The organism is Sutcliffiella horikoshii (genome assembly GCF_020524325.1).
Lineage (GTDB): Bacteria > Bacillota > Bacilli > Bacillales > Bacillaceae_I > Sutcliffiella_A > Sutcliffiella_A horikoshii_D.
In genome coordinates this window covers 320,378-343,675 of record NZ_JAIVKY010000007.1, presented here as the reverse complement: position 1 = coordinate 343,675, position 23,298 = coordinate 320,378, and the positions used below count along the sequence as shown (strand labels likewise).

General features: G+C 38.7%; 18 protein-coding genes. 4 read left to right on the top strand and 14 right to left on the bottom strand.

The window, feature by feature from the left end; translation table 11 throughout:
• Positions 1–30: 30 nt before the first annotated feature.
• Positions 31–1,086 (top strand): YcxB family protein, encoded by a 1,056-nt coding sequence (locus tag LC091_RS10575; RefSeq protein WP_226681965.1) that lies wholly within the window; start codon positions 31–33, stop codon positions 1,084–1,086.
• Between the two features lie 217 nt (positions 1,087–1,303).
• The gene (locus tag LC091_RS10570; protein ID WP_226681964.1) at positions 1,304–4,342 is read left to right on the top strand and encodes an Ig-like domain-containing protein; all 3,039 of its coding nucleotides are present in this window, start codon (positions 1,304–1,306) and stop codon (positions 4,340–4,342) included.
• A gap of 110 nt (positions 4,343–4,452) precedes the next feature.
• Here the strand turns inward: LC091_RS10570 and LC091_RS10565 are convergent, their stop codons facing one another.
• The 3 genes from LC091_RS10565 to LC091_RS10555 are packed head-to-tail and all read right to left on the bottom strand — an operon-like array spanning position 4,453 to position 6,189.
• Positions 4,453–4,677 (bottom strand): hypothetical protein, encoded by a 225-nt coding sequence (locus tag LC091_RS10565; protein WP_226681963.1) that lies wholly within the window; start codon positions 4,675–4,677, stop codon positions 4,453–4,455.
• A gap of 1 nt (position 4,678) precedes the next feature.
• A complete protein-coding gene (locus tag LC091_RS10560) occupies positions 4,679–6,103 on the bottom strand; it encodes a TNT domain-containing protein (RefSeq protein ID WP_226681962.1) in 1,425 nt (474 codons plus the stop codon).
• Complete coding sequence (locus LC091_RS10555) at positions 6,049–6,189, bottom strand: hypothetical protein (RefSeq protein ID WP_226681961.1); 141 nt, start codon at positions 6,187–6,189, stop codon at positions 6,049–6,051. The genes LC091_RS10560 and LC091_RS10555 overlap by 55 nt, the downstream gene beginning before the upstream one ends.
• A 395-nt stretch (positions 6,190–6,584) precedes the next feature.
• Between LC091_RS10555 and LC091_RS10550 the strand changes: the two genes are divergently transcribed.
• Together LC091_RS10550 and LC091_RS10545 are read left to right on the top strand one after the other, a co-directional pair.
• Positions 6,585–7,130 carry an Ig-like domain-containing protein gene (locus tag LC091_RS10550; RefSeq protein ID WP_226681960.1) on the top strand — a complete coding sequence of 182 codons (546 nt, stop codon included), beginning with the start codon at positions 6,585–6,587 and terminating at the stop codon, positions 7,128–7,130.
• A gap of 214 nt (positions 7,131–7,344) precedes the next feature.
• Positions 7,345–8,352, top strand: coding sequence for a hypothetical protein (locus tag LC091_RS10545; RefSeq protein ID WP_226681959.1), 1,008 nt, complete (start codon positions 7,345–7,347; stop codon positions 8,350–8,352).
• A gap of 125 nt (positions 8,353–8,477) precedes the next feature.
• Here the strand turns inward: LC091_RS10545 and LC091_RS10540 are convergent, their stop codons facing one another.
• From LC091_RS10540 to LC091_RS10490, 11 genes are all read right to left on the bottom strand, one after another.
• On the bottom strand, positions 8,478–9,644 hold the full coding sequence (locus LC091_RS10540) for a nucleotide sugar dehydrogenase (protein WP_226681958.1): 1,167 nt from the start codon (positions 9,642–9,644) through the stop codon (positions 8,478–8,480).
• A 350-nt stretch (positions 9,645–9,994) separates the two neighbouring features.
• On the bottom strand, positions 9,995–13,102 hold the full coding sequence (locus LC091_RS10535; protein WP_226681957.1) for a S8 family serine peptidase: 3,108 nt from the start codon (positions 13,100–13,102) through the stop codon (positions 9,995–9,997).
• A 720-nt stretch (positions 13,103–13,822) separates the two neighbouring features.
• Positions 13,823–15,145 carry a hypothetical protein gene (locus LC091_RS10530; RefSeq protein ID WP_226681956.1) on the bottom strand — a complete coding sequence of 441 codons (1,323 nt, stop codon included), beginning with the start codon at positions 15,143–15,145 and terminating at the stop codon, positions 13,823–13,825.
• 242 nt (positions 15,146–15,387) lie between these two features.
• Positions 15,388–15,687, bottom strand: coding sequence for a hypothetical protein (locus LC091_RS10525; protein ID WP_226681955.1), 300 nt, complete (start codon positions 15,685–15,687; stop codon positions 15,388–15,390).
• A gap of 334 nt (positions 15,688–16,021) precedes the next feature.
• On the bottom strand, positions 16,022–16,660 hold the full coding sequence (locus LC091_RS10520; RefSeq protein WP_226681954.1) for a bifunctional 4-hydroxy-2-oxoglutarate aldolase/2-dehydro-3-deoxy-phosphogluconate aldolase: 639 nt from the start codon (positions 16,658–16,660) through the stop codon (positions 16,022–16,024).
• A 45-nt stretch (positions 16,661–16,705) separates the two neighbouring features.
• Positions 16,706–17,659: a sugar kinase gene (locus LC091_RS10515; RefSeq protein ID WP_226681953.1), complete on the bottom strand. Its 954-nt coding sequence runs from the start codon at positions 17,657–17,659 to the stop codon at positions 16,706–16,708.
• A 58-nt stretch (positions 17,660–17,717) separates the two neighbouring features.
• Positions 17,718–18,575 carry an SDR family oxidoreductase gene (locus LC091_RS10510; protein WP_226681952.1) on the bottom strand — a complete coding sequence of 286 codons (858 nt, stop codon included), beginning with the start codon at positions 18,573–18,575 and terminating at the stop codon, positions 17,718–17,720.
• Positions 18,576–18,614: 39 nt separating this feature from the next.
• Complete coding sequence (uxuA, locus tag LC091_RS10505) at positions 18,615–19,667, bottom strand: mannonate dehydratase (RefSeq protein WP_226681951.1); 1,053 nt, start codon at positions 19,665–19,667, stop codon at positions 18,615–18,617.
• Positions 19,668–19,701: 34 nt separating this feature from the next.
• Entirely contained in the window at positions 19,702–21,099 is a 1,398-nt protein-coding gene (uxaC, locus tag LC091_RS10500; protein ID WP_226681950.1) for a glucuronate isomerase, read from the bottom strand.
• A 138-nt stretch (positions 21,100–21,237) separates the two neighbouring features.
• Positions 21,238–22,089, bottom strand: coding sequence for an AraC family transcriptional regulator (locus LC091_RS10495; protein WP_226681949.1), 852 nt, complete (start codon positions 22,087–22,089; stop codon positions 21,238–21,240).
• Between the two features lie 637 nt (positions 22,090–22,726).
• Entirely contained in the window at positions 22,727–23,224 is a 498-nt protein-coding gene (locus LC091_RS10490; protein ID WP_226681948.1) for a sigma-70 family RNA polymerase sigma factor, read from the bottom strand.
• Between the last annotated feature and the right edge of the window lie 74 nt (positions 23,225–23,298).

Below are 23,298 nucleotides of genomic sequence, written 5' to 3'. Positions count from 1 at the left end.
TCTATAATTAATTCGAAAGGGGTGGTTTTATTGGAAAATAACGAAATAAAAGTAAGTGGCTTAATAAGTGAAGAAGCAATGAAGGAATATATAGTGTTTCACTCGAACAGAACGAGAATCTGGTATGTGATTTTAGCGATTTTACTCTATTCTGTCTTGTTACAGATAGCATTGCCTGATGTATCCATCGTTTTTATCCTAGTTGCCAGCTTGTTTATGGGCATCATTGTTTGGTTTATGGTACCGAAAATGTATTCAAAGAAAGGGATTAAAGAATATAGAAGTGATCAGCTCATGCAGCAAGAGGTTTTCTACACAATCAATGCAGAGGGAATTCATCAAAAAGTGAGAAGGTCAGAAATGCTGACAAGATGGGAAGACATTTTCTCCATCCATGAAACCAAAAACCTGTTTTTATTTTACATATCAAAAAACAAAGCAATCGTTATTCCACAAAAATTCCTTTTGAAAAGTGAGATGCAGCGCTTGCGTCAGCTGATCAAGGAAAAGGAGAATTCTAAGGGGCCGACCTTTGAATACCCCGAACAGGTTGCAAGAGAAAAATCAGAAAACCCTGATGGTATAAGCTTTACCATCTTCATTAGTGAAAAAATGTACATTGCCCATATTCACTTTCTCTCAATAAAGGCAAAGATATTGTTTCCGATTTGGGTGGGTATGCTTTATATTCTTTTAGCACTGCTCTTGTTCAAGGAAATAACTGTTCTCATCGCAGCATTTGCAGTAGTTATCAGCATCGCCACCAGATTCTTGTTATCAACCGTTATTAATTGGAAGGCTGCAACAGAATACAGAAGTGACCGACGCATGCATCATGACATTCAATTAGAGGTAAGCCCGGATGGAATTATTCAAACCCTTTCAAACTCGCAAGCTGACTATACGTGGGGTAACATTTTGTCTATTCACGAAACGAAGACGGCATTCCTCTTTTTCATTTCAAAAAATAGAGCAATCATCCTACCTCAAAAATACCTCGACCATGAAGAAAGAGGAAAGTTGAAAAACATCATCAACGAACATGCCAGAACGAAAAAAATTGTTTATATGAATAAAGCGAGTTGAAAAAAGGAAAGCATCTGTTGGGAAAACAGGTGCTTTTTTTGATGGACAGAGGATAAACTGAGTCCGTGTGCCTGTCCCCTAACCCCTTCCAATATTTTAATATTTTTAACTATTTATTACATATTGGAACGTGATATATTTAAAGAGGATTTGTAAGAAAAATTGAATAAAGTGAGGAATTGGGATGGGCAAGATTAGGTGGAGCGTTTGGCTTAAGTTGCTGTTGGTATGGGTATTGGTTTTGGGAAGTTTTCCTTCTTTCGGCCGTGCTGCGGAAGAGGGTACAAGAGTTAGTGGAACGTTGACGGAGGATACAACTTGGACGAAGGCGGGTTCGCCGTATCGGATGGTTGGGACCGTGACGGTTCCAAGGGACGTTACGTTGACCATTGAGCCGGGTGTGACGGTTGTTGGTCAAATCGGTGTATGGTTCCATGTATATGGAAAGTTATTGGCTCTTGGTAATGCAGAAGAAAAGATTATGCTTGATACGGCGTATATCCAAAGTGTTTCTTTTCCAGAAACGCTCGTTTACCTTGAACATACAAACGTTACTCGGGCACTTAATGGCGGTTACTTAGTATCAGGATCGCAACTTTATCTGAATAACAACCAATTTTCAAATGGGTCTATTTCTATCAGCACCTCGAAAAGGTTGGAGCCTACCATTACAAATAACATTTTTCACGGAAATGCTTCCATAAGTGTAAATTTAGGTACGGTGGATACTATCATTAATAGAAATACTTTTTTAAATACAGAAGAGACGAATAGTACAAACGTTAGAGTTTATTGTGGCGTAGATTGCACGTCTAACTTATTATTCTCTCAGAATAATTTCTTTGGTTCTAACGAAAGAGCGTTTTTTGATATTTCTAGTGATAGAATCATGACGATTGATGGTTCTAACAATTATTGGGGAACGACAGATGAAGCGTTAGCATCGAGGTATATTATTGATGCAAATGATAATAGCAATTTTCGTGGGACATTAGCGATTGAACCGATTTCCTATAAACCGAACAGCCTCGGTCACCCTCTCGGGGAGCTGATGGCTCCCATCGTTCCACCTGTTGGGAATAGTGATGAAGCAGTAATCGGATTGACAGATGCTGATAGCTTAGTTGAAGTATGGAATGGTAGCGAGAAAATTGGAGCAGGTCTATCACAGGCAGATGGAACCTTTTCAGTACCTATCCCGAGGCAATCTGAGGAAACTGAATTAACGATTGTTGCGCTTGATAGTTTTAACAGAACCAGTCAAGAAACTACTATTATTGTGACAGATACAATTCCCCCAGAAGCTCCCATCGTAAATGATGTGACAGATGCGATGGACATAGTTACTGGTACAACGGATGGAAAAGCTAAGGTACAGGTATTTCGTGGAGAAAGTGTATTAGCAGAAGGGTTTGCGGACGAAACGGGGCATTTCAGCTTATATATTGGGAAGCAACAAGCCGGTACAACTATGGAGATCCAAGCGGAAGATGCAGCAGAAAATAAAAGTGATCGAGCCATCGTCGTCGTAAAAGACGTAACACCACCAGAAATCCCACAACTCTCGGAAGAAATGACAGATGCGACAACTTACATCATTGGTAAGGCGGAGCCAGGTTCAACAGTCATTGTACGAACAGCCACGGAAGAGCTTGCCCGTGTCTCTGTAGAAAGCAGTGGAACATTCCAAAGGTATATCGCTACACAAAAAGCAGGGACAATGATTGAGATCCTTGCAATAGATAAAGCGCAAAATGCAAGTCAGCCACTTATCATGGAAGTGAAGGACGTTACCCCTCCCAATCTTTATGTGTATCCATATGGGGACAATATGAATTCATTATTCGGAATGACCGAAGTTGGCGCGACAGTGACAGTGGTGAAGAACGGTGTTACATTGGGAGAGAAATTGATAAGGGATAGCTATGAATTTCAAATGAATATTCCGAGGCAAATGGCAGGAACGAAATTAACGGTATCTTCTAAAGATCCTGCTGGCAATGTGACAAGTGTCGAAGTAGTGGTGGTCGATTTTACCACACCCGGAAAACCGCTGGTAGATTCGGTTACGGATAAAAGCACTGTGGTTACAGGGAAAGCGGAGCAAGCATCAACCGTTGAAGTTATTAAAGGTTCTTCTTTGATCGGTACGGGTAAGGCAGCGGAAAACGGTTTGTTCTCGATTTCCATCGCAGGACAGAGCGCGGGCACTGTGTTGACAATTCGTGCAAAGGATGCTGCAGGTAACGTGAGTCAGTTAACGAGTGTGACTGTAAAGGATGTTACCCCTCCTTCAGTGCCTCAAGTTAATAAAGTAACAAATAAAGATCTTGTTGTAACTGGCAAGGCTGAAAAGGCTTCTACTGTAACCGTGAAAATCGGGACGAAAACCTATTCTTCTAAAGCGAATGCAGACGGTACCTTTAGTGTTAGCATACCGGTTCAAAATGCTAGTACGGCCATTTCTGTGACAGCAAAAGATAGTGCGGGCAATGTGAGTGGTGGTAAGGCGATTACAGTGTCTAAAATTGCACCTAATATGCCGACTGTTAATGGTGTAAGCAATAAGGCTTCTTTAGTAAGTGGTAAGGCTGAAAAAGGTTCCACGGTTACGGTGAAGATAGACACGAAGAGCTTTATAGGTAGAGCGGATGGTTATGGTGATTTCAAAATTACAATTCCAATTCAAACTGCAGATAAAAAGCTTCATATAACAGCTACGGATAAAAATGGTAATGTAAGTGCCAGTAACACTGTCACGGTTAAACGAGTAGCGCCGAATATGCCTGCAGTAAATAAGGTGACGAATAAGGCCACTGTTGTTTCTGGTAAAACGGAAAAGTATGCAACGGTTTCGGTAAAGATCGGAACGAAAACATATTCCCAAAAAGCGGATGTGGGTGGAAATTATAAATTAACGATACCGTTACAAAACGCTGGAACAAGTCTGAATGTCACGGCAAAAGATGGCACAGGTGCAGTAAGTGCTGCTCGGACAGTGAAGGTAGAGAGAGTGGCCCCGAATATCCCGGTCGTGAATGCAGTTAAAACTACTTCCACAACTGTCACAGGTAAAGCGGAGAAAAAATCAACCGTTACAGCGAAGATCGGGTCGAAATCTTATTCAGCTAAAGTCGATGCTTATGGGAACTTTAAGATAACTATTCCAAAACAAAAGAAAGGCACTGTCATCAAGGTGACAGCGAAAGACTCGAAAGGAAATGTTAGTGCAACAAGGGAAATAAAAGTAACGTAAAAGGAACAGGATGATACCTCCTGTTCCTTTTTGACCTTTGGTTGTTACTGATTAAAGAAAAAGTACGTTACACCTGCATTTTCTAGGAAGTTTTATACCCTATTAAAATATTACAAATGTTCTAATACTGTTTGATAAAAATAATCGCAGGCTTCTTCTTCGGTATTAAATTTCTTTAATTGTGATTTAACACCTCTTTCACTATAATACACTTCCCACAAATTTTGATTTCTGTTTAAACAGAAAGCCTCATTAGGTAATCCCCCATTTAAATTATATAAATCATTAGGAACATTTGCATTAATTAAAGTTTTCTCCAATTCTTGTTTTTTCATATTACTTACCTACCCTTCCAATAATATTTTGTTCAATCAATTTTTTGACCGATTCATTTAGTTCATACTGTATACCCATACCAGGCTCATCAAACCAAGGAGCTATTTTTCCAACCTCTACTTCTAATGGTTTTTTTACTACATATACTTTATAGGGTTTATTGTATGTTTCGGGCGCTAATGCACGCATTTCATACGGAACACCATATGGTGAAACAAATGTACCACCTTCGTAGCCAAATCTATCAATTATTAACCCAGGTTTTAATGTAATACTTTCAACTTCACCTAATACACCTCGATTGGGTGGCCAATTAATTTCTCCTTCTAAAGTATAGTACTTACTATTAGATTTCACATCTTCATAACTCTTTGTATTAATAATAGGTTTAGGATAATTTGTTTCTATTCTTTTTTCTCGATTTAACACCTTCCACTCTTCTTTTGTCACTGCTCTTTCCCCAGGTCCTGGCCTGTTACCTCGTATTTCTAAGCCATTTCTTTTACTTTCAATTACACTTTTACCTGTAACTACCTCAATCTTATTAAGAATATCATTGTTCATTTCCTTGAGAACAGAATTTACTTTATAACTATCTATAACATTTACCGGCCCACCAGTAAAAGCTAGTCCTCTCTTCGGAACCATTCCGTCTATTAGTTGCCGCACCCGCTCCAAACCAACTGCAGATGAACCCTTCACCGAACTCATCACTATCTCATGTTGTTCCTTCAGCTTAATATTAAGGTCTGTTTCCACCTTGGTACCAAGTTTCCCTGCAATTCCACCAACTTTGGAAAGCCCTTTGTCTCCTATGACGGAAGTTCCGATAATAGCGGTTGCGTAGCCTAGCCATTCACCTCGACTATTAGCATCTCCGTGAATGACGGATTCGTTGAAAGAGTTGTAGAGTTCGTGGCCTATTTCTAGCAGTATAGCTGGATTAGAGACTACTGCGTCTAGAAATTCTATGGTTTCTTGTAGCACTTGGTCCGGTTCTGTTGCTAGACGTTTAATGCCATCCCAGGTGTCGGAAGCAGCACTGATGATTCCTGCTCCAAAGCCATTAGTGAAGTCCCAGAATGCTTCCCCGGCCGTTTTCTTCTTGGGCTCCGGCTTCGCACAACTCGGATTTACCCACTGATCAAACGTTGCCACATGCCCTATTGAAAAAAACACGCCAAGCTCTGGAAAATGTTCACTATTCCACCGCTGCATGACGGTTTGGTTGTACAGTTTCGTCTGCAGCTTTCCATAAGCCTCGAGATCCTCAAGCATAATCGGCGAAAAGGTAGACACCTTTACCTTGCCCGTCGCAAATTGTTGACTCATTTCCTCTATGTAACTCTGTATCAGAGATAGATCCTCGATTAAGGTTGTGAACGACTGAGTTTGTTGATGGTCGAATTCATGGAGCTTGTCCACGGTTTGGTTTGCTGATTGTTTGGTTTGTTGGATGCCTTCGTGGAATTGATGCCATTGTCCAGGGAGGATACGTCTAGAACTTTCATGGTTCGCCTCCTTTCTATTTTATTTTACAGAAACTGTATGTATATAAGTATGACGGTTCGACATTGGTGGGGAAATTCCTGCATGAGGGTGAAAAACGGGAGGAATGGACTATTAAGGGGATGAGATTAGTTCGCTTCCTTGTTGGTTTGAAAAAAATTATAACTATTTTTTCTAAGTTTGGAATAAAAGATGGTGGATATTCTGGTTAAGGGGTACATTCTATGATTATCGGCTTGCTCAACCCTGTGAATATATGGATTCTCAATAATTTGAACGGTTTTTTTGATTAATTGAGCGCTCTTATTGTATACTTCAAAGCGTTTTTTGACTAATTCGGCTTTGTTTGATCCCGCATCTACATGAGAGATCAAAAATACAAAATGCCAATACGTCTGTGACAGCAACAGATAGCGCGGGGAATGTGAGTAACGGGAAGTCTATTACATTTTCAAGAGTCGCGCCTAACACGCCTACCGTTTATAGTGTGAGCAATAAGGCTAATATAGTAAGTGGGAAAGCAGAAAAAAATGCAACGGTTACAGTGAAGATAGATACAAATAGCTTTACTGGTAAAGTAGATAGTTATGGTGACTTTAAAATTACCATACCAATTCAACCTTTTGATAAGAAGCTTTATATAACAGCAACAGATAAAGATGGTAATGTAAGTGCCAATAACATGGTTACGGTGAAACGAGTCGCGCCGAATATGCGGGTCGTTAATGCAGTCAAATCTACTTCAACAAGTGTCACAGGTAAAGCGGAGAAGAATTCGACCATTACAGTTAAGATTGGGACGAAATCCTACTTGGATAAAGTGGATTCAACCGGGAATTTCAAAATAACGATTCCGAAACAAAAGAAAGGTACTGTCATTAAGGTTACTGCGAAAGATTTGAAAGGAAATGTGAGTGCCACAAGGGAAATAAAAGGAACATAAAAGGAACAGGAGGATGGCCTCCTGTTCCTTTTTAGTTGGTTGTGGGGACAAGTATCCGGCTAGTCCCTAGTCAATACTTGTAAATGTACAAAAAATAGTAGAAATACACTACTTTTTTCCTGTATAATTGTAACTATTGTTTTTTAAAAGGAGGGAAGATGTTTACCAAAAAGGAAAATTATATAAGAAGAATGAAAGTGGGGAAGTATTACTTATGCATTATCCTTGGGCAATGGAAACTTTACTTAGTATTATCTTATTTTTTACAGCCATTATCAGTGTGTTAGTAGCTATGACGGAGGGATTTACTTTAATTAATTTTTCTATTATTGTATTAGCAATCTATTACGTTTTTATTAGAGTATCTCTTCAGAAGAAGAAAGTTAAAGAAGCTGTAACCGAACATACGAAAGAGAAAATATACGTGGTTCAAGACGCATACACTACTAAATCTGGTTCAAGTAAAGTTTTTGTTGCGATTACGGAACGTCATCTGTGTATTTACAAAAAGGGAGAATTACAGGCGATACAACTTTTAGATATTAATGGATTAGAATCAGGATTTGAAAATAATGGAGTTATTACTACGACATTCCACAAATTTGGCGATCACCTTACCTCTACAAGTGTAGAAGAAGGATATCCTCATTTCACCTTCATTTCTAACAATAAGGAATATGTGTTGTATTGCAATATAGCTTCTAGAAGATCTATTTTCAAAAAAATTGCTTATGCATTTAATAAGGGACCATTAAAAAAAGAGATAATGGATCATGAGAAAAAAATAGTCCAATCTGAAAAAATAGAACAACAAGCTAAGGAACTACTATCGACTATCAAAGCAGAAGTATTGGATGAATCGACATTTGAACATCTTTCTTCTAAAATGGATAAAGTATTGGAAGCTATGTGTTCATCAGCAAAGGAAGAGTTGTTGAATGAGTACCCTGCATTAAACGTTCTATCAAGTGAAGAATTACAGAAATTCGATTATCTTTTTGCGAGAAGTGTTGTTTCTGGAGCAGTTATCGGCCAAAACTTCAAGGAACAATTTAGTAATTCAAAGCCTACAATCATTCCCAACTGTAAAGCATATGAAGGAATTACATACGGTTTGCTAGGTAGTAGCAGAAAAGATTTTGAACAAATTACATATGTAAACACCGATCATCTATTGTATTTTATTGATAGAGGAATTTACTCAGGATATAAAGCCGCATAAATATGATGAAAAGCCAGTTTTCGTTATAGAAAACTGGCTTTTTTAATTAAAGTGTAGCAGGTTGACGGTTCTCTGCCTCCTCAAACTTTATCACTTTAGTGTGTAGGGACATTAAACCATTTTCTTTAATCCCTCTGAAAAAGATCCCGCGTATACACTCTGTCGCTTACGTCCTCTAAAGCCGGTTCCATCCTGTTCGTAATGATAATATCCGCTCTTTCCTTAAAGGTTTGCATGTCTTTTACAACTTCATATTCACCAAAGGTGTTTTGAGAAAGAGCTGGTTCATAGATGATAATTTCTATTCCTTTAGAGGATAATCGCTTCATTACACCCAGTACCGAAGATGCTCTAAAGTTGTCAGAACCCGCTTTCATCGTAAGCCTATAGATGCCGACAGTCTTGGGATTCCTCTCCAAAATTTGTCCAGCAATAAAGTTTTTCCGTGTTTTGTTGGCTGACACAATGGCTTCAATAATATTATTGGGGACGTCTTTATAATTTGCTCGGAGCTGTTTGGTGTCCTTTGGTAAGCAGTAACCGCCGTAACCGAAAGAAGGGTTGTTGTAGAAATCTCCAATTCTAGGGTCGAGACTGACACCTTCGATTATTTGTTTGGTTTTGAGTCCTTTGGCTTCTGCATATGTATCAAGTTCATTAAAGTAAGCGACGCGCAAAGCTAAGTAAGTGTTGGAGAAAAGTTTTATGGCTTCTGCTTCTGTGGAATCTGTAAGCAATACAGGGATTTCTTTTTTCCAGGCTGCTTCTTTTAAAAGAGTTGCAAACGTCTTGGCTCGTTCTGATATTTCTCCGACTATAATCCTTGAAGGAAACATATTGTCATAAAGAGCTTTCCCCTCCCTCAGAAATTCAGGTGAGTACAGGATGTTATCTGACCCATACCTTTGTTTGATTTGAGCAGTATACCCTACGGGGATAGTGGATTTTATGACCATAATTGCATGTGGATTCACTTTTAGTACAGTCTCTATAACATTTTCTACAGAGCTTGTATCAAAATATTTTTTCTCTGCATCATAGTCTGTCGGGGTTGCGATGATGATGAAGTCTGCTTCGCTAAATGCGGTAGAAGGGTCTGTCGTAGCAGTAAAATTTATGTCGTTTCTATTTAGGAAGTCCTCGATTTCTGAGTCAGCGATTGGTGATTGACGTTTATTTAGGAGTTCTACCCTTTCATGAACGATATCAAGGGCAATGACATCATGATGTTGGGCTAATAGTAACGCATTGGAGAGTCCTACATAACCTGTACCAGCTACAGCTATCTTCATACAAACCGCCTACCTTGTCTTAGAGTTTTATACTCTAAGGATATCAAGCAAATGTTAGGATAATGTTGATTAAATGTAAATATTTTCTCGTACACAAAGGCAGATGGAATAATGTCCATCTGCCAGGTTATAGTGCTCGGCTCATCCTGCCTTTTTATTTTTGTGTCCTTTCCTCAAACGCAAAATTCCAACCTCGATTTTAATGAATCCTAAATAAATCCAGATTACCACGGGAAAGTCCTATTTAAGAAAGATTTCATTCCCCATAACAGAAGAAAGATTCACTCTAACTAACAAAATGTAACTATTTCGACTCGCGAATAAAACGCGAGAACTGTCCCTGTGTTTCCTTAATTTCCTTTACCGTTGTTCCCTATTTTTACAGTTTCTGATGATGCATTACCTGCATGATCTACTGCAACAATAGTAACTTTTTGACCCTTTGCAACTGGTTCAGCAAGAACGTGCTCTGTTTCACCGTTTACATATGGTTCTTCTGTAACAAGTTCCCCATCAACCATCACATACCAGTAAGCCACACCACTCGTTTTATCTGTAGCATTGACTGATACTGTTTTAGCATCTTTACCTAGTTTTGTTTTTACTTGAGGTACTGTTACATCTAGCTTAACTGGAAAAGTAAAGCTTTGGGCTACCGCGCCTTCGAAGTCAAGAGTTGCTTCTACTTGTAAGAAATATTGACCTTCTGGAGCGATCTTACCGTTATGCATTGTACCATCCCATGTCCAGTCAGAATATAGGTAGTACATAGCTCCTCTGCCGCCATCATAATAGTTCTTACGTACAAATTCTTCAGATGCAATTTCTTTCACTACTTTTCCGTCTACATTCAATACATTTAACTTAAATTCCTTGGCATTACGAAGGAGAGATAAAATGTAAGTTGCACTATCATTTGTTCCATCCCCATTTGGTGAAATAGCAATTAGGTCTTGATTCAGCTCTCCTGTTGCTTGGTCTGTACCTAAGAAATTGTAGCTGCCACCACCCGCATGAGTCACAACACCTGTCATTCCGTAGAATGACGCAGGATCCCAAATAGGTGCATCAATAATTGGCGCAGCGTCCCAATCGCCTTTAAATCCAACGTAAGGTACTACTAAATCTGGATTCGTATCAGTTGGATCTGTTAACTTAACAAAACCTTCTAACCAGTAACCGTTTGTAAAATACGTTTTTAATTCTTCATCCCAACCACTAACATCAACAGTAACTTCAAATGTTTCTGTGCCATTTGCAGGTACTTCGATTGAGCTATTTGGGGAACCGTTAACTGTTGCAATTGTTCCTAAATCCATACCGCCCAGTTGATTAGGTGCTGTTACAAATACACCGTCTACATTAGCAGGAATATCTGTTTGAGCGTTAGCACTCACAACATAACTTAAAGCTTCATCAGAGTGATTTTCAGCTGTTAAAGAGAACGTGACAACATTGTCATTAACTTCTTTCAGTGCAACTTTCGCTTCCCCTGTAGTAGAGTCAGTCACTGTAACAGGAGTGGATAATGCTGCATGGAGCTGCATTAAACCTGCACCTTGACGACGCGGGGAAACTGGTGCACCACCAAAATTAACTGGGTTAGCAGTATTTAATAAGAATTTCTTAGCAAGCTTAGATCTTGCAGCACCATCAAATCCGAATTCTTCATCAACACGTTGTAACACTAGTGCTGAACCACCAGAAACATGTGGAGCCGCCATTGATGTACCACTCTTCACTCCATATTCATTATTATCTTGTGTAGAGTATATTTGACCTCCAGGAGCAGTAAGTTCTGGTTTGAAATCAAGGTTTGGTGTAATACCCCATGAAGTGAATCCGCTCATTTTGCCTGATTCACTGTTTGGAATTGTCATCTTTTCGCCGTCGAAACTTACTGTAACCGTTTGGCCTGCTTTAAGTGCAGCCGCAAAGCGGTCTCCATCCTTTTTTAGCATGAACAATTGCGGAACCGTAATGGCAGCATCGGTTGCCATACTAACAGTTCCACCTGCATTGTTATAAATAATAACCCCTGCTGCTCCAGCATTCTGAGCATTTAGAGTTTTTACAGTAAATGCTAATTCACCACGTTGAATCAATACATATTTACCTTCTAACTCTTTACCTTCAAAATCAGCAGGATATCCTAATCCTGCATAAACCAATTCAATATTTTCTCCGGAAGGAGCAGTTTGACCAGCAGATAAGTACATTACTTGTTCTGGCTCACCACCATCAATTGAAACACCTGCAGCGTCTACATCCATATAAGTGTTTTCAAATGACGCTACAGAAATAGAATCATAAGACACACCTGGCGCCCCCACTACTCCATAGTCAGGGTTGGATGCATATGGATAGAAATAACTATTACCATAGTAAGCGGAGTTACCTGCTGAGATAGACATTACCACTCCGTTATCAACAGCACGTTTAATCGCTTGTTGCTCTGGAGACTCAGCGTCTACGAATCCAGCAGTAGAACCAAGACTCATGTTAAGTACATCAGCACCTAATTTAAGTGAATCATCAATGGCTTTAATATAAATATCACCATATGTCGTTGCTACATCATTACCAAATACACGTAACGCTAATAATTGTGCTTCTGGTGCAACACCTTTAATTCCGCCATTTTCTTCGTCACCGTTAGCAGCAACTGTTCCACCTACGTGCATTCCATGCATATTCGTGTCAGCATTGCTGTCAAGAATAGTATCATTTTCATCCATATAGTTCCAAGCATATGGAACTTTTTCATTAATGTATTTTCCTGGTAACTCATGTTCAGCAATTACACTATTGACAAATTCTTCGGATAATTCCGCTTTTGAACCATCTGTTAAAAGGAAATCTTTATGAGCTGGATCTAGACCAGAATCGATGATACCAACGACCATTCCTTCCCCATTGTATCCGAAGTCTCTCCAAGCTTGTTGAGCTTGTACTAGTTCTTTACTGTACTTCATTTCTACTTCTTCAGTCGGCAGTTCATACTCAGTAGCAAGATATACTTGCTTTACTTCTACTACCTCTTTGATTTTTTCAATTTCTCCGTATTTAACTTTAGCACTAAAACCGTTAACAATTGCATTAAATTCTTGGAGGTATTCTATATCTACTTTTTTACCTTTGATCTTACCTTTTGCTGCTTTTTGTTTGTCCTTTGCAGCCTTTTCTAATTGCTTACGCTCTCCTTTAGAAAGGTTATCATACTTTACACCTTTTTTAGTCGCTACTTCAACAGGTGCATCACCATCTAATTCAATGATTACACGTACTTCTTTATTCGGGTCAACATCTTGTAGGTCGGTTGCTAGTATGTTAGTTTTTTGAAGGTCTGGTTTTTGTGCATTTAATTGCAGTGGAGTGAATCCACCTGTAAATGCAAAGCTGCTGTTTGCAAAAACGAATAAAACTACTAGTAGAATAGTTGAAATCCTTTTAAACATGTTTTTCCTCCCCAAATGATTTTTAGAAAAAAAGATAAGTAGAATATAGTCCTCCTTTCACATAATAGAATCTGAAATATAATATAATCCAGTCTATTATCACTATACTAAAGTACTAGCGTGTGTACTAGTCTTAATTTTCAGTACTTTTAAAATATTTGATATATTTTGTCGTGTTCGAAGATATAAGTTTTGGCATATATATAAAGATTCATGTTGAAATTTTGAATACTTTGTCTGTATAAGCAAATCTTAATGGAGAAGGTAACTAGAAATGAGTAGTAATTTGTCGAGAAATTTTAAAGTGTAAAAGGTTTATTTTTTGCTTTCCAAACATTTAAACTTAAAAAACAATGGTTTCAGGCACAAAACCTAAACCATTGCCGTGTCTATATTATTGTTGAGACACAGGGAAGGTGATGTCTCAGAGAGGATGGGGGGGCATAGAACCGTTCATGGTCCAAATGTTAAGGTAGTTTTCACTTTGCAGTTAAACGAGAGCCTTCCTTATACTCCACCTGCCCTATGCACTAAGTCCTTGGATACGCCAAAAGTCTTGCTGCCTTATGCATTCCTCCTTTGTGTTACTAAAATATATGAGGAATTTCAGAATTAAGGCCCTTGGAGCCTATCAACATTAGATAATTTTAAAAAACACAAAATCTACACTTTCCTTTTAACGTACTAACAAAAAGACTGGATTAGCACCAAGTCCTTCTATCATTCTTCCTTAACAACGATATCTTCCACAAATGCTACATTCCCTTGGCCTGGTACGTATTCTTGGGCAAAGACTCGCGCGGTAACGAGGAATTCTAGAGCTTCCTCTTGGATTAGTTGTTCGTAGATTTCAGGGTACTTTTGGCGTTGAAGGATGAGGGTCCATCCTTCGATAGCCCTTCCGTACGGTACATATTGGTCTCCAAATGGATCTTCTGTGATTCTGATTCCGAAATAGTGACTTTCTATGTCTTCGTATCCGATTGGGAGATGTGTAGTTAGCTCCCCAGCACCCTCTATAAGAAAAGCCTTTTCAGAATGATTATACTTGTCGTACATTACTTCTCGGTCGGTTAGTAATAGGCCCTTTGCTTTCATGTATGCCAAGCCCATCTTTGACGGTTGCTCGTACTTTTCTGGCAGCAGTTCATATTCAGCAGCTGAGCCAATTGCTGCTAGGTCTGTTGATGAGCGGAACCGTTCCACAGGCATATTAGCTGTAAGTGTTACATGAACCATACTTTTTAGGGCTTGTTCATATAGTTCGCGATATTCTTGCCTGTCTAGAGCGACTCTCCAAAGTTGCTCATACAAGACGCTTTCATCTCTTATTTCTAAGACAAAATGAGTAGGCTCTAAATCTCTATACTCTGGACTTATTTGAGCGTACGTCACAAGCTGAGCGTATCCATTTAAGGCGAAGGGCTTGTCTGACATACCTTTTTTATCGAATATGACATCCTTTGCTGTCCGTTCCACGCCGTGTTTTTTCATATAGCTTGTAAGCCGCTCATCCAGAGGTTGTTCCTCGGCTTCATTTTCTGTAAAATGGACTTCTGCGGCTATTGCCATACCGTTTTGACCTATTTCAAAATACTCTGAAGGGATAGTTGCTGCAACATAAACATCCACTACACCTTTCTTTAATTCTTGGAAAAGTTCCGGGAAATCGCTTCTAGGGACATATACATGCCAAGACGGACCCTCGTTCACTACTTCCATAACATAATGTGTTGCTTCTAGCTCCTTGTAACCATAGTTATAGTAACGGGTAATCCGAGCCTTGCCCTGCAACGCAAATCGCATGCCGACAAAGTCTTCTTCCGCATGATAAGGAATGTCTTCGCCCACCATCTCTATAGTGTGCTCTTCCATGAATTCGTTGAATGTGTACTCCTTTTCTGGAGTGGATTTGTCACTGAGATTCTCTTTCGTTTTTTCTTCTTTTTCCTCCTTCGGCTGAGACACAACTTCTTGATCGACTTTCGGAGAACAAGCTACCAAGAGTATAATGGTGATGATTAATAGAAAGCTTTGTTTCACAGTGTTTTAATTCCTCCTATTTCCTGTATTCTCTTTATCTAGCATAACATTGGGGGTAGGTAAGGGACCATAAGCAATGTGACAGTCGCCTGTCCTAATAAACTTTCGGGCAGTAGGTTGGAGTTTAGGATAGTTGGGGAGAATGTGGCAGATGTTAACGACTATATCTTCTCTGGAGGGTACCATCGGGGGTTTTACGTATGTGGATTACTTTCAAAAGGGCGATTTCAACCGCCCCTTTTTCATTTTGAGGTCTTAAGGTGATTGCATATAAGAAATGTACAAGCGATGACGACAAAGATAAGTGCTAGCACAAAGTATGCTGTGGCGTATCCTGTATTAATGATGAAATTGTATGCATCTCCACCTACGTATGCATTGAGGTTTTCTTCCCCGTACTCTTCGTTTTTGTATACATATAACTTGTGCATACCAATGATTAAAAAGAAAAATGAAACACCAAAGTTTGTGAGTACTTTCCAGTCATACACAGGGCTGTTATTGGTGGCATTTGATGCAGGTTTTATTGTGTTTTCTTCCAAGAAAACTCCTCCTCAAAGAAAATGATGTCCTTTAGTATATATGGGAGGAATTCAGAAGAAATACATGGATACACAAAGGAATTAGTACTTATTCTATCTGTGTGAAACCTACTAATATATCAATATACTTTGCAAAAATAGTCGATATTTCTCGTAGAGCTCCAAAGCCTTTCATAACAACTTTAAAAATTTGATTAAACAAACGATTGTTTAAAATTAACTATGCGAGGAAACTATTAAAAAGCGGTGGGACGGTCACTAGCTTCGTTTGATCTCTTAACGCATTAACGTATAGACGGGTCGGCGTGCCTGTCCCCTCAACCCAAAAATTATCTTACTGTCTTGCGCTCTTGACTTCTTTGACAAATTCGCTAGCGAGTTGAGTCAGTTTAGTGCAGTAGGCTTCGTTCATGTTTTGTTTAGCATTTACTAGAGTACTTCCGACTCCAACTGCAATGGCACCTGCATGTATATAAGCACCTACGTTGGATATATTAATTCCTCCGGTGGGCATTAGTGGAATATGTGGCAATGGTCCATGAACATCTTTAAAGTAGTTTGGACCCATGACACTTGCAGGAAAAACCTTGATTATGTCAGCACCGTTTTCATAAGCATTTAAGATCTCAGTTGGCGTTAAGGCTCCGGGAACACTTAGTGCCCCGTATCTTTTTGTCATCTTGATTGTATCCACATTAACTACTGGTGAGAAAACGAATTTTGCACCCGACATAATGGAAGCCCTTGCCGTTTCAGGATCTAAAACACTCCCGACACCAACGATTACCTCTTCTTGCAGTTCATCTGCTACTAGTTCCACTAAGGAAAGGATTTTAGGAGTTTCAACGGTTAGTTCAATGGCTGTCACCCCGCCAGCACTCAATGCTTTTGCGATGGGAATGATATTATCTTTATTTGCTCCACGGATTACGGCAACAATTCCGGTTTCTCTTATTTTCTCTAGTAACCTCATAGTTTGTCTCCAATCTTTTTCTTGGATTATCTATCTAAAAGTAACTTATCGCACAATGTCTTCGTATTTTGCATTACTCATCAATTGTTCCAGTTGGTCTCTGTCAGCTAAGCCTTCAAAATCTCCTTCTGTTTGAGTAGCAAGCGCTCCCATACCATTACCTCGTTGAACTATGCTTTCGATTGGCAACCCATCCAAGAGCCCTGATAGAATTCCTGCTGCAAATGCATCTCCAGCCCCAACAGGGTCCACTACCGTTTTAACCGGGAATCCAGGTACAAGCCCATAGTCACTTTCATTAAAGTAGTAAGCCCCTTTTGCACCAACTTTCACAATGACAAGGGATGGTCCATAATCTAAGAATCGTTTTCCCATTTTAATAGGGTCCGTCTCGCCTAATAGAAATTCACCCTCCTCCACTCCTGGAAGGATGATATCGGACAACGCTACTAGTTCTAACAAAGTCTTTCTTGCCTTTTCCTCTGACCATAGTTTCTTTCTTAGATTAGGATCGAACACTACCTTAACATCATTTTCTTTCGCAATTGCAATTGCCCTTAATATAGTTTGATAGCAAGTATCACTTAACGCTGGAGTAATTCCTGTTATATGTAAATATTTTGATCTAGATATATAGTTTTCATCTATATCGGAAGGGGTGAGTTTACTTGCAGCTGACCCTTTTCGATAATAACTGACTCTAACTTGATTCCCGCTTCTAATCTCTTTAAAGTAAACACCAGTTGGAGCAGAAGAATCTACCTTGACTTGACTGACATCGACCCCTTCTCCGCGAACAAAAGAGACTACCGCTTTGCCAAACTCATCATCTCCAACCTTGCTTATCCAGCCGACTTGATGATTGAGTCTGATTAGTCCAAGTGCTACGTTCGTTTCCGCACCACCAATTCTCCTCGAATAACTATGGGCATATCTCATTAATCGAGATGACTCTGGGGTAAATACGACCATTGTTTCACCTATTGTCACTACATCCAAGTCACATGGACCTCCTTTTACTAGACTATGAAATTGCAAAACATTTCTCTCGTTATCACTATACTCCGGAATAAGCTGAGAACCCTCCATCTACTGGAATGACCACTCCATTAACAAAGCCAGAGGATTTAGGATCAATTAAGTACAATAACGTACCTACAAGCTCTTGCTTTTCTCCAAAACGGTTCATAGGTGTTTGATTTAGAATTTTTTCGGCTCTTGGGGTAAATTCTCCGTTCTCGGTTTTTAATAATTTCTCATTTTGGCTGGTGATAAAAAAACCTGGTGCAATTCCGTTTACACGAATCCCCACCTTTGACATGTGTACCGCTAACCATTGTGTAAAATTGCTTACCGCAGCTTTTGCTCCACTATATACAGGAATCTTAGTTAATGGAGTATAGGCATTCATGGAGGAAATATTTATAATGGTACAACCTTCATGGCCAATCATATCTTTTGAGAAAACTTGAGATGGAATTAACGTCCCCAAAAAGTTAAGGTCCATTACTGACCTCATACCTTCTGGATCCAAGTCAAAAAAAGTAGTTAATTCGTCCACATTTCTAAGATCCTCTTTTTCGAGAAACTCTTTTGAGGTGGTACTCTTTGGGTGATTCCCACCTGCTCCATTGATTAAAATATCCGTTCTACCAAAGGTGTTTAAGATTGTCTCATGGGCTCTTTCTAAACTTTCTCTTTCAAGAACATTTACTGACAGCCCTATTGCTTCCCCACCTGAATTGGAAATATCCTGAACTACTTTCTTTAGCTTTTCTTCACTTAAGCCCAGAACAGCCACTTTCGCTCCACAAGTAGCCAAAGCTTTAGAAAATTCTGAACCAAGAACACCGCCACCACCTGTAACTACCGCTACTTTACCGGTCAAATCAACTTCAAATGGAATTTGTGTCAATTTTTATCCTCCATCCTTTTACCGAAAATTGAAAAACTTTTAACGAGAGTGCCTTGTCTTTTCTACTGCTTCCCAAATACCAGATAAATACATAGCTCCTAAAGCCCGATCATATAGCCCATAGCCCGGCTTTCCTTCTTCTCCCCATATCATTCTTCCGTGATCAGGGCGGATTGGGCCTTTATATCCTACCTCGCTTACAGCGTTTATCACATCATACATGTCCACAGAACCACACTCAGATAAGTGTGCTGATTCCTCGAATGACCTTTCCCCTGTCATCTTTATGTTTCTTGCATGAATAAAGTTGATTCGATTTTGGCTACCAAATTCGCGAATTAAGCTTGCTAAGTCATTTTCAATGAGGGGACCTAATGAACCTGTACAGAAACAAAGGCCATTATATGGGCTATCATAAAGGTTGATTAATCTATTTAAGCTCTCTCGATTTGTCATAATGCGTGGTAAGCCGAAAATTCCCCATGGAGGATCATCAGGGTGAATTGCCATCTTGACATCTTCTTCCTCTGCAACGGGAATTATCGCTTCAAGGAAGTATTTCAAATTTCCCCATAATTCATCTTCTGTGACCCCTTCATATTGCTTAAACAGCGCTTCCATTTCACTTTTCTCATAGCTTGTATCCCATCCTGGAAGACTTAACTCTCCTGAGAGTGGGTTCATTCTGTTGATAACCACTTCATCATAAGTTAAACAGGTAGATCCATCTGGGAGTCTATGGTCTAAGGAAGAACGGGTCCAATCAAAAACAGGCATAAAATTGTAACAGACTGTACGAATATCGCATGCTGCTATATTCCGAATGGTTTGCTTGTAGTTCTCAATATATGTATCTCTGGATGGTAATCCTAACTTAATGTCTTCATGTACAGGTACACTTTCTATAACCGATAATTCTAGGCCTGATTTACCTACTGTTTCTTTTAACTCTTTAATTTTCTCAACAGCCCATACTTCTCCTACAGGTACGTCGTAAACTGCTGTAACAATACCCTTCATGCCTGGTATTTGTTTTATATACTCAAGTGGAACCGGATCGTTTTCTCCGAACCATCTAAACGTCATTTGCATAAAACACCCCTCTTTTCCATCTGTTTAATAGAAATTAATTTATCGTAAAATAGTTATTCGCATTGTTATAGCAAATATCTTGGATAATGGATCCAATAAATTCATAATCCATCGGTACTTCTCCTTTTTCCATCCAATCACCAAACATTTGGCATAGAATTCTACGGAAGTATTCATGCCTCGGGTAAGATAAGAAGCTTCGTGAATCAGTCAGCATTCCAACAAAGGTGCTTAACAATCCTATATTTGCTATGTCTGTCATCTGTTTAAGCATTCCAACTTTGTGGTCATTAAACCACCATGCGGATCCAAGTTGGACTTTTCCTTTTATTTCATTAGATTGGAAGTTTCCGATCGTACTTGCAACCAATTCACTATGAACAGGATTTAAAGGATAAATAATAGTCCTTGGCAACTTGTTATTTTTCTCTAACATGTTTAATAGTTTATTTAAAGGTTGAGCAAGGGAGTAATCATTCATTGAGTCATACCCACTATCTGGTCCAAGTAGATCAAATTGACTTGTATTATTATTACGAAGGGCTCCGATATGTAGTTGCATAGCCCAGCCCAATTTATGGTATAAGGACCCCAGATACTCCATTGTATACGTTTTATATTTCGCTTCTTCCAGTTGGGAAATAGCTTCACCTTTTATTGCTCTATTAAAAATTTCTCTTGCTTCTTCCATTGAAGTCTCTTCAAACACTATTTTCTCAAAACCATGATCGGAAATGCGGCAACCAACTTCATGAAAATAGTGCACTCTGCTCTCCATAGCCTCCAAAAAATCATCATAGGTATTTATGGCGTTTCCTACTACATTGGAAAGCTCATCGATATATGCTATGAATCCTCTTTTCTTTATTTCTAGTGCTTTATCAGGTCTAAATGTGGGAAGCACTTTTGCTGTCAGACTACTTGCTTTGATTGTGTGATGGTGTTGTAAATTATCTATTGGGTCGTCTGTTGTACAGATTACTTTTACATTGCTTTCTTTAATTAACTGTTGAGCAGTGAACGTATCTAGTTGTAGTTGTTCATTACATGTTTCCCATATTGCTTCCCAGTCTTCTTCCTTTACGACCTTACTATAATTAAAGTAGCGTTTTAATTCTAAATGCGTCCAATGATATAGTGGATTGCCTACGGTATATGGTACAGTTTTAATCCAGGCTTGGAACTTTTCTTTGTCGCTAGCATCACCGGTAATATACTTTTCGTCTATGCCTATACTTCGCATCGCCCGCCATTTATAATGATCTCCAGCTAGCCACATTTCTGTAATATTCTTAAACCTCTTATTTTCTGCAATTTCTTTCGGGCTTAAATGACAGTGAAAATCGTAAATAGGCATGTCTTTTGCATAAGAATGATATAAGATTTTTGCACTTGTGGTATTCAAAAGAAAATCTTCATTTATGAACTTCATTTTCTTCCCATCTCCTTATTAAATAAGAAAGTACCAATATTTGTTTATTAACCCTATCTTAAATAAAAAAAGGTGTATTGGCTTTTCTCTCATTAGCCAATACACCATTTTATTTAACTCCTATTGCCCATTTTTCTATCACAGGAGGAGACTCTTTTTATATTGTTCAGGCGTGACTCCTGTTAATTTCTTAAATACTCTTGTAAAGTGAGCAGGGTATTTAAAGCCTACTCTATAACTAATGTCCGTTATACTATGATCTGGAGACACGAGAAAGTTAATTTTCGCTTGATTGATTCTTCTGTGGTACAAATAATTAAAAACTGTAAAACCTGTTACATTTTTAAACACTTTTGATAAATAAAACTTACTTAGATGTAGCTCTTTTTCAATCGTTTCTAAACTTAAATCTTTCATATAATGGTGTTCAATAAAAGAAATAACTCTTTGTACATGAAATGCTTTGTCAAAAGGAACCTCATTTTCCGCTTTGTTTTTCAATGCTGTTTTAAAATAGGAATATAGTAACGTTAATACTTCCATAAAAGCAAGCTGAAAACGGTATGTAGAAATGTCATCCTCTTTTTTGTTGTGTATGTTCATTCTTTTCAGTGATTCCTCAAATTCTTCTCGTTCGTTGGGTTTCAGATTGATGCGATGCGATTGGAGAGAGATGAATGGTTGCAATAATACTTCCATCCTCATTCCCTTAAGTAGTTCTTTAAAGTATTCCGAATCAAAATGGATAGTAGACCGAACGTAGGCTTCTTTTTCAAGTATTATAGGGCGATGTAATGTTAAGCCATGCATGATAATTAGATCTCCGGGAGATATAGAATATATTTTATCTCCGATCAAGTACCTGCAGCTACCTTCATGGAAATAATAAATTTCATATTCAACATGAGAGTGGAAGGCTATTTCGGTTTTAGTTCCATCTCGATAGTTTAAATCAAATCTGCTTTTATCTTCTAAGCGTATAGTTGGCATAGTACCTCCTAATTGATGAAGAAATTCATGTGGATTTTTAATAGTTAAGAAGTAGTTCCTTTAGCCAAACTTATTCTTGATTTGTGTCGAAAATCCTGCTTTTTTTTTGGACCACTGCATATTTTATTAGGATTCTATTAAATAGGATCTCCTGTGCAGCTGTTATCAAGTGCGAGAATATTAAATGAAATATACAAAAACATCCAATAAAAGACTACCTGTTTGTGTTCGGGCAATCTAGACAACAAGATAATGAGGTTAAAAAAGGGGATACCTCATTGGACGAGCGAGAATTACATAAAAGAGCATTGGGTATTGTTATTAGAAAAATACGTAAGGAATATGGATGGAAACAGGAATAGATGGAAGAGTACACAAATCTTTCAGAGACGATGAATGGAAAATCGGAGCGTGGAGGAAGAGATTAGTAGAGTGCGTAAGGAGCACTGATGTAACGAAATTAATCGTGTATTTATTACTCCGAAAAAATACATTTAAACCTCACTGTTCCCCAGCAGTAATAAACCCTTTATCTATCATACTTGCTTTCATCATGAACAGATTTGGATATAGATTATATTTAGATGGTGACAAGCCCTCTATAAAGGAGATGTTTATGGAAATAGTAAACGAATACCTAATCAATCAACGGACAATCGCCATTCAGCCCCACCTTCATCCCCAGTATCAAACAAAGATCATTGACATGGCAGGCATCGAACGGCCAGCAGAGATACTTGCCTGAAGCTGCGTCAAGTACGGTGCCACTTTTGACGTATACAACTTCTCTTACTGTTAAATCTTTATAATAAAGAGCCTGAATCAACTCTTGTTCCTTTTCATTCAGTTCAGCCATCGCTTCCTGAAGGATCAGCAATATTGCCTTGTCACAAAGAATATCTTTTATCATTTGGCCATCTTCAAAATCACCACCTAGATCCATCAAGCCATTGATTGAATCTTCCTTGCTTGGGATATATTCAACCGTTTCTGCTTCAGGATCAACAGCTATCCGTCCAACCTTGATATCCTGTTCCAGGTACCGCTCTCTTCTTTTCATTTTGTAATACTCTTTGTAAATCTCTTCGCTAACACAGACCTGCTCCTTGCCGATTTTAATAAAAAACTCACTCATTCTCTTTTCCTCCTATGGCCCGACAAGGAGCCGTAAGGGAAAAAAGAGACAAAAAAATAAGCCGGACACAGAAC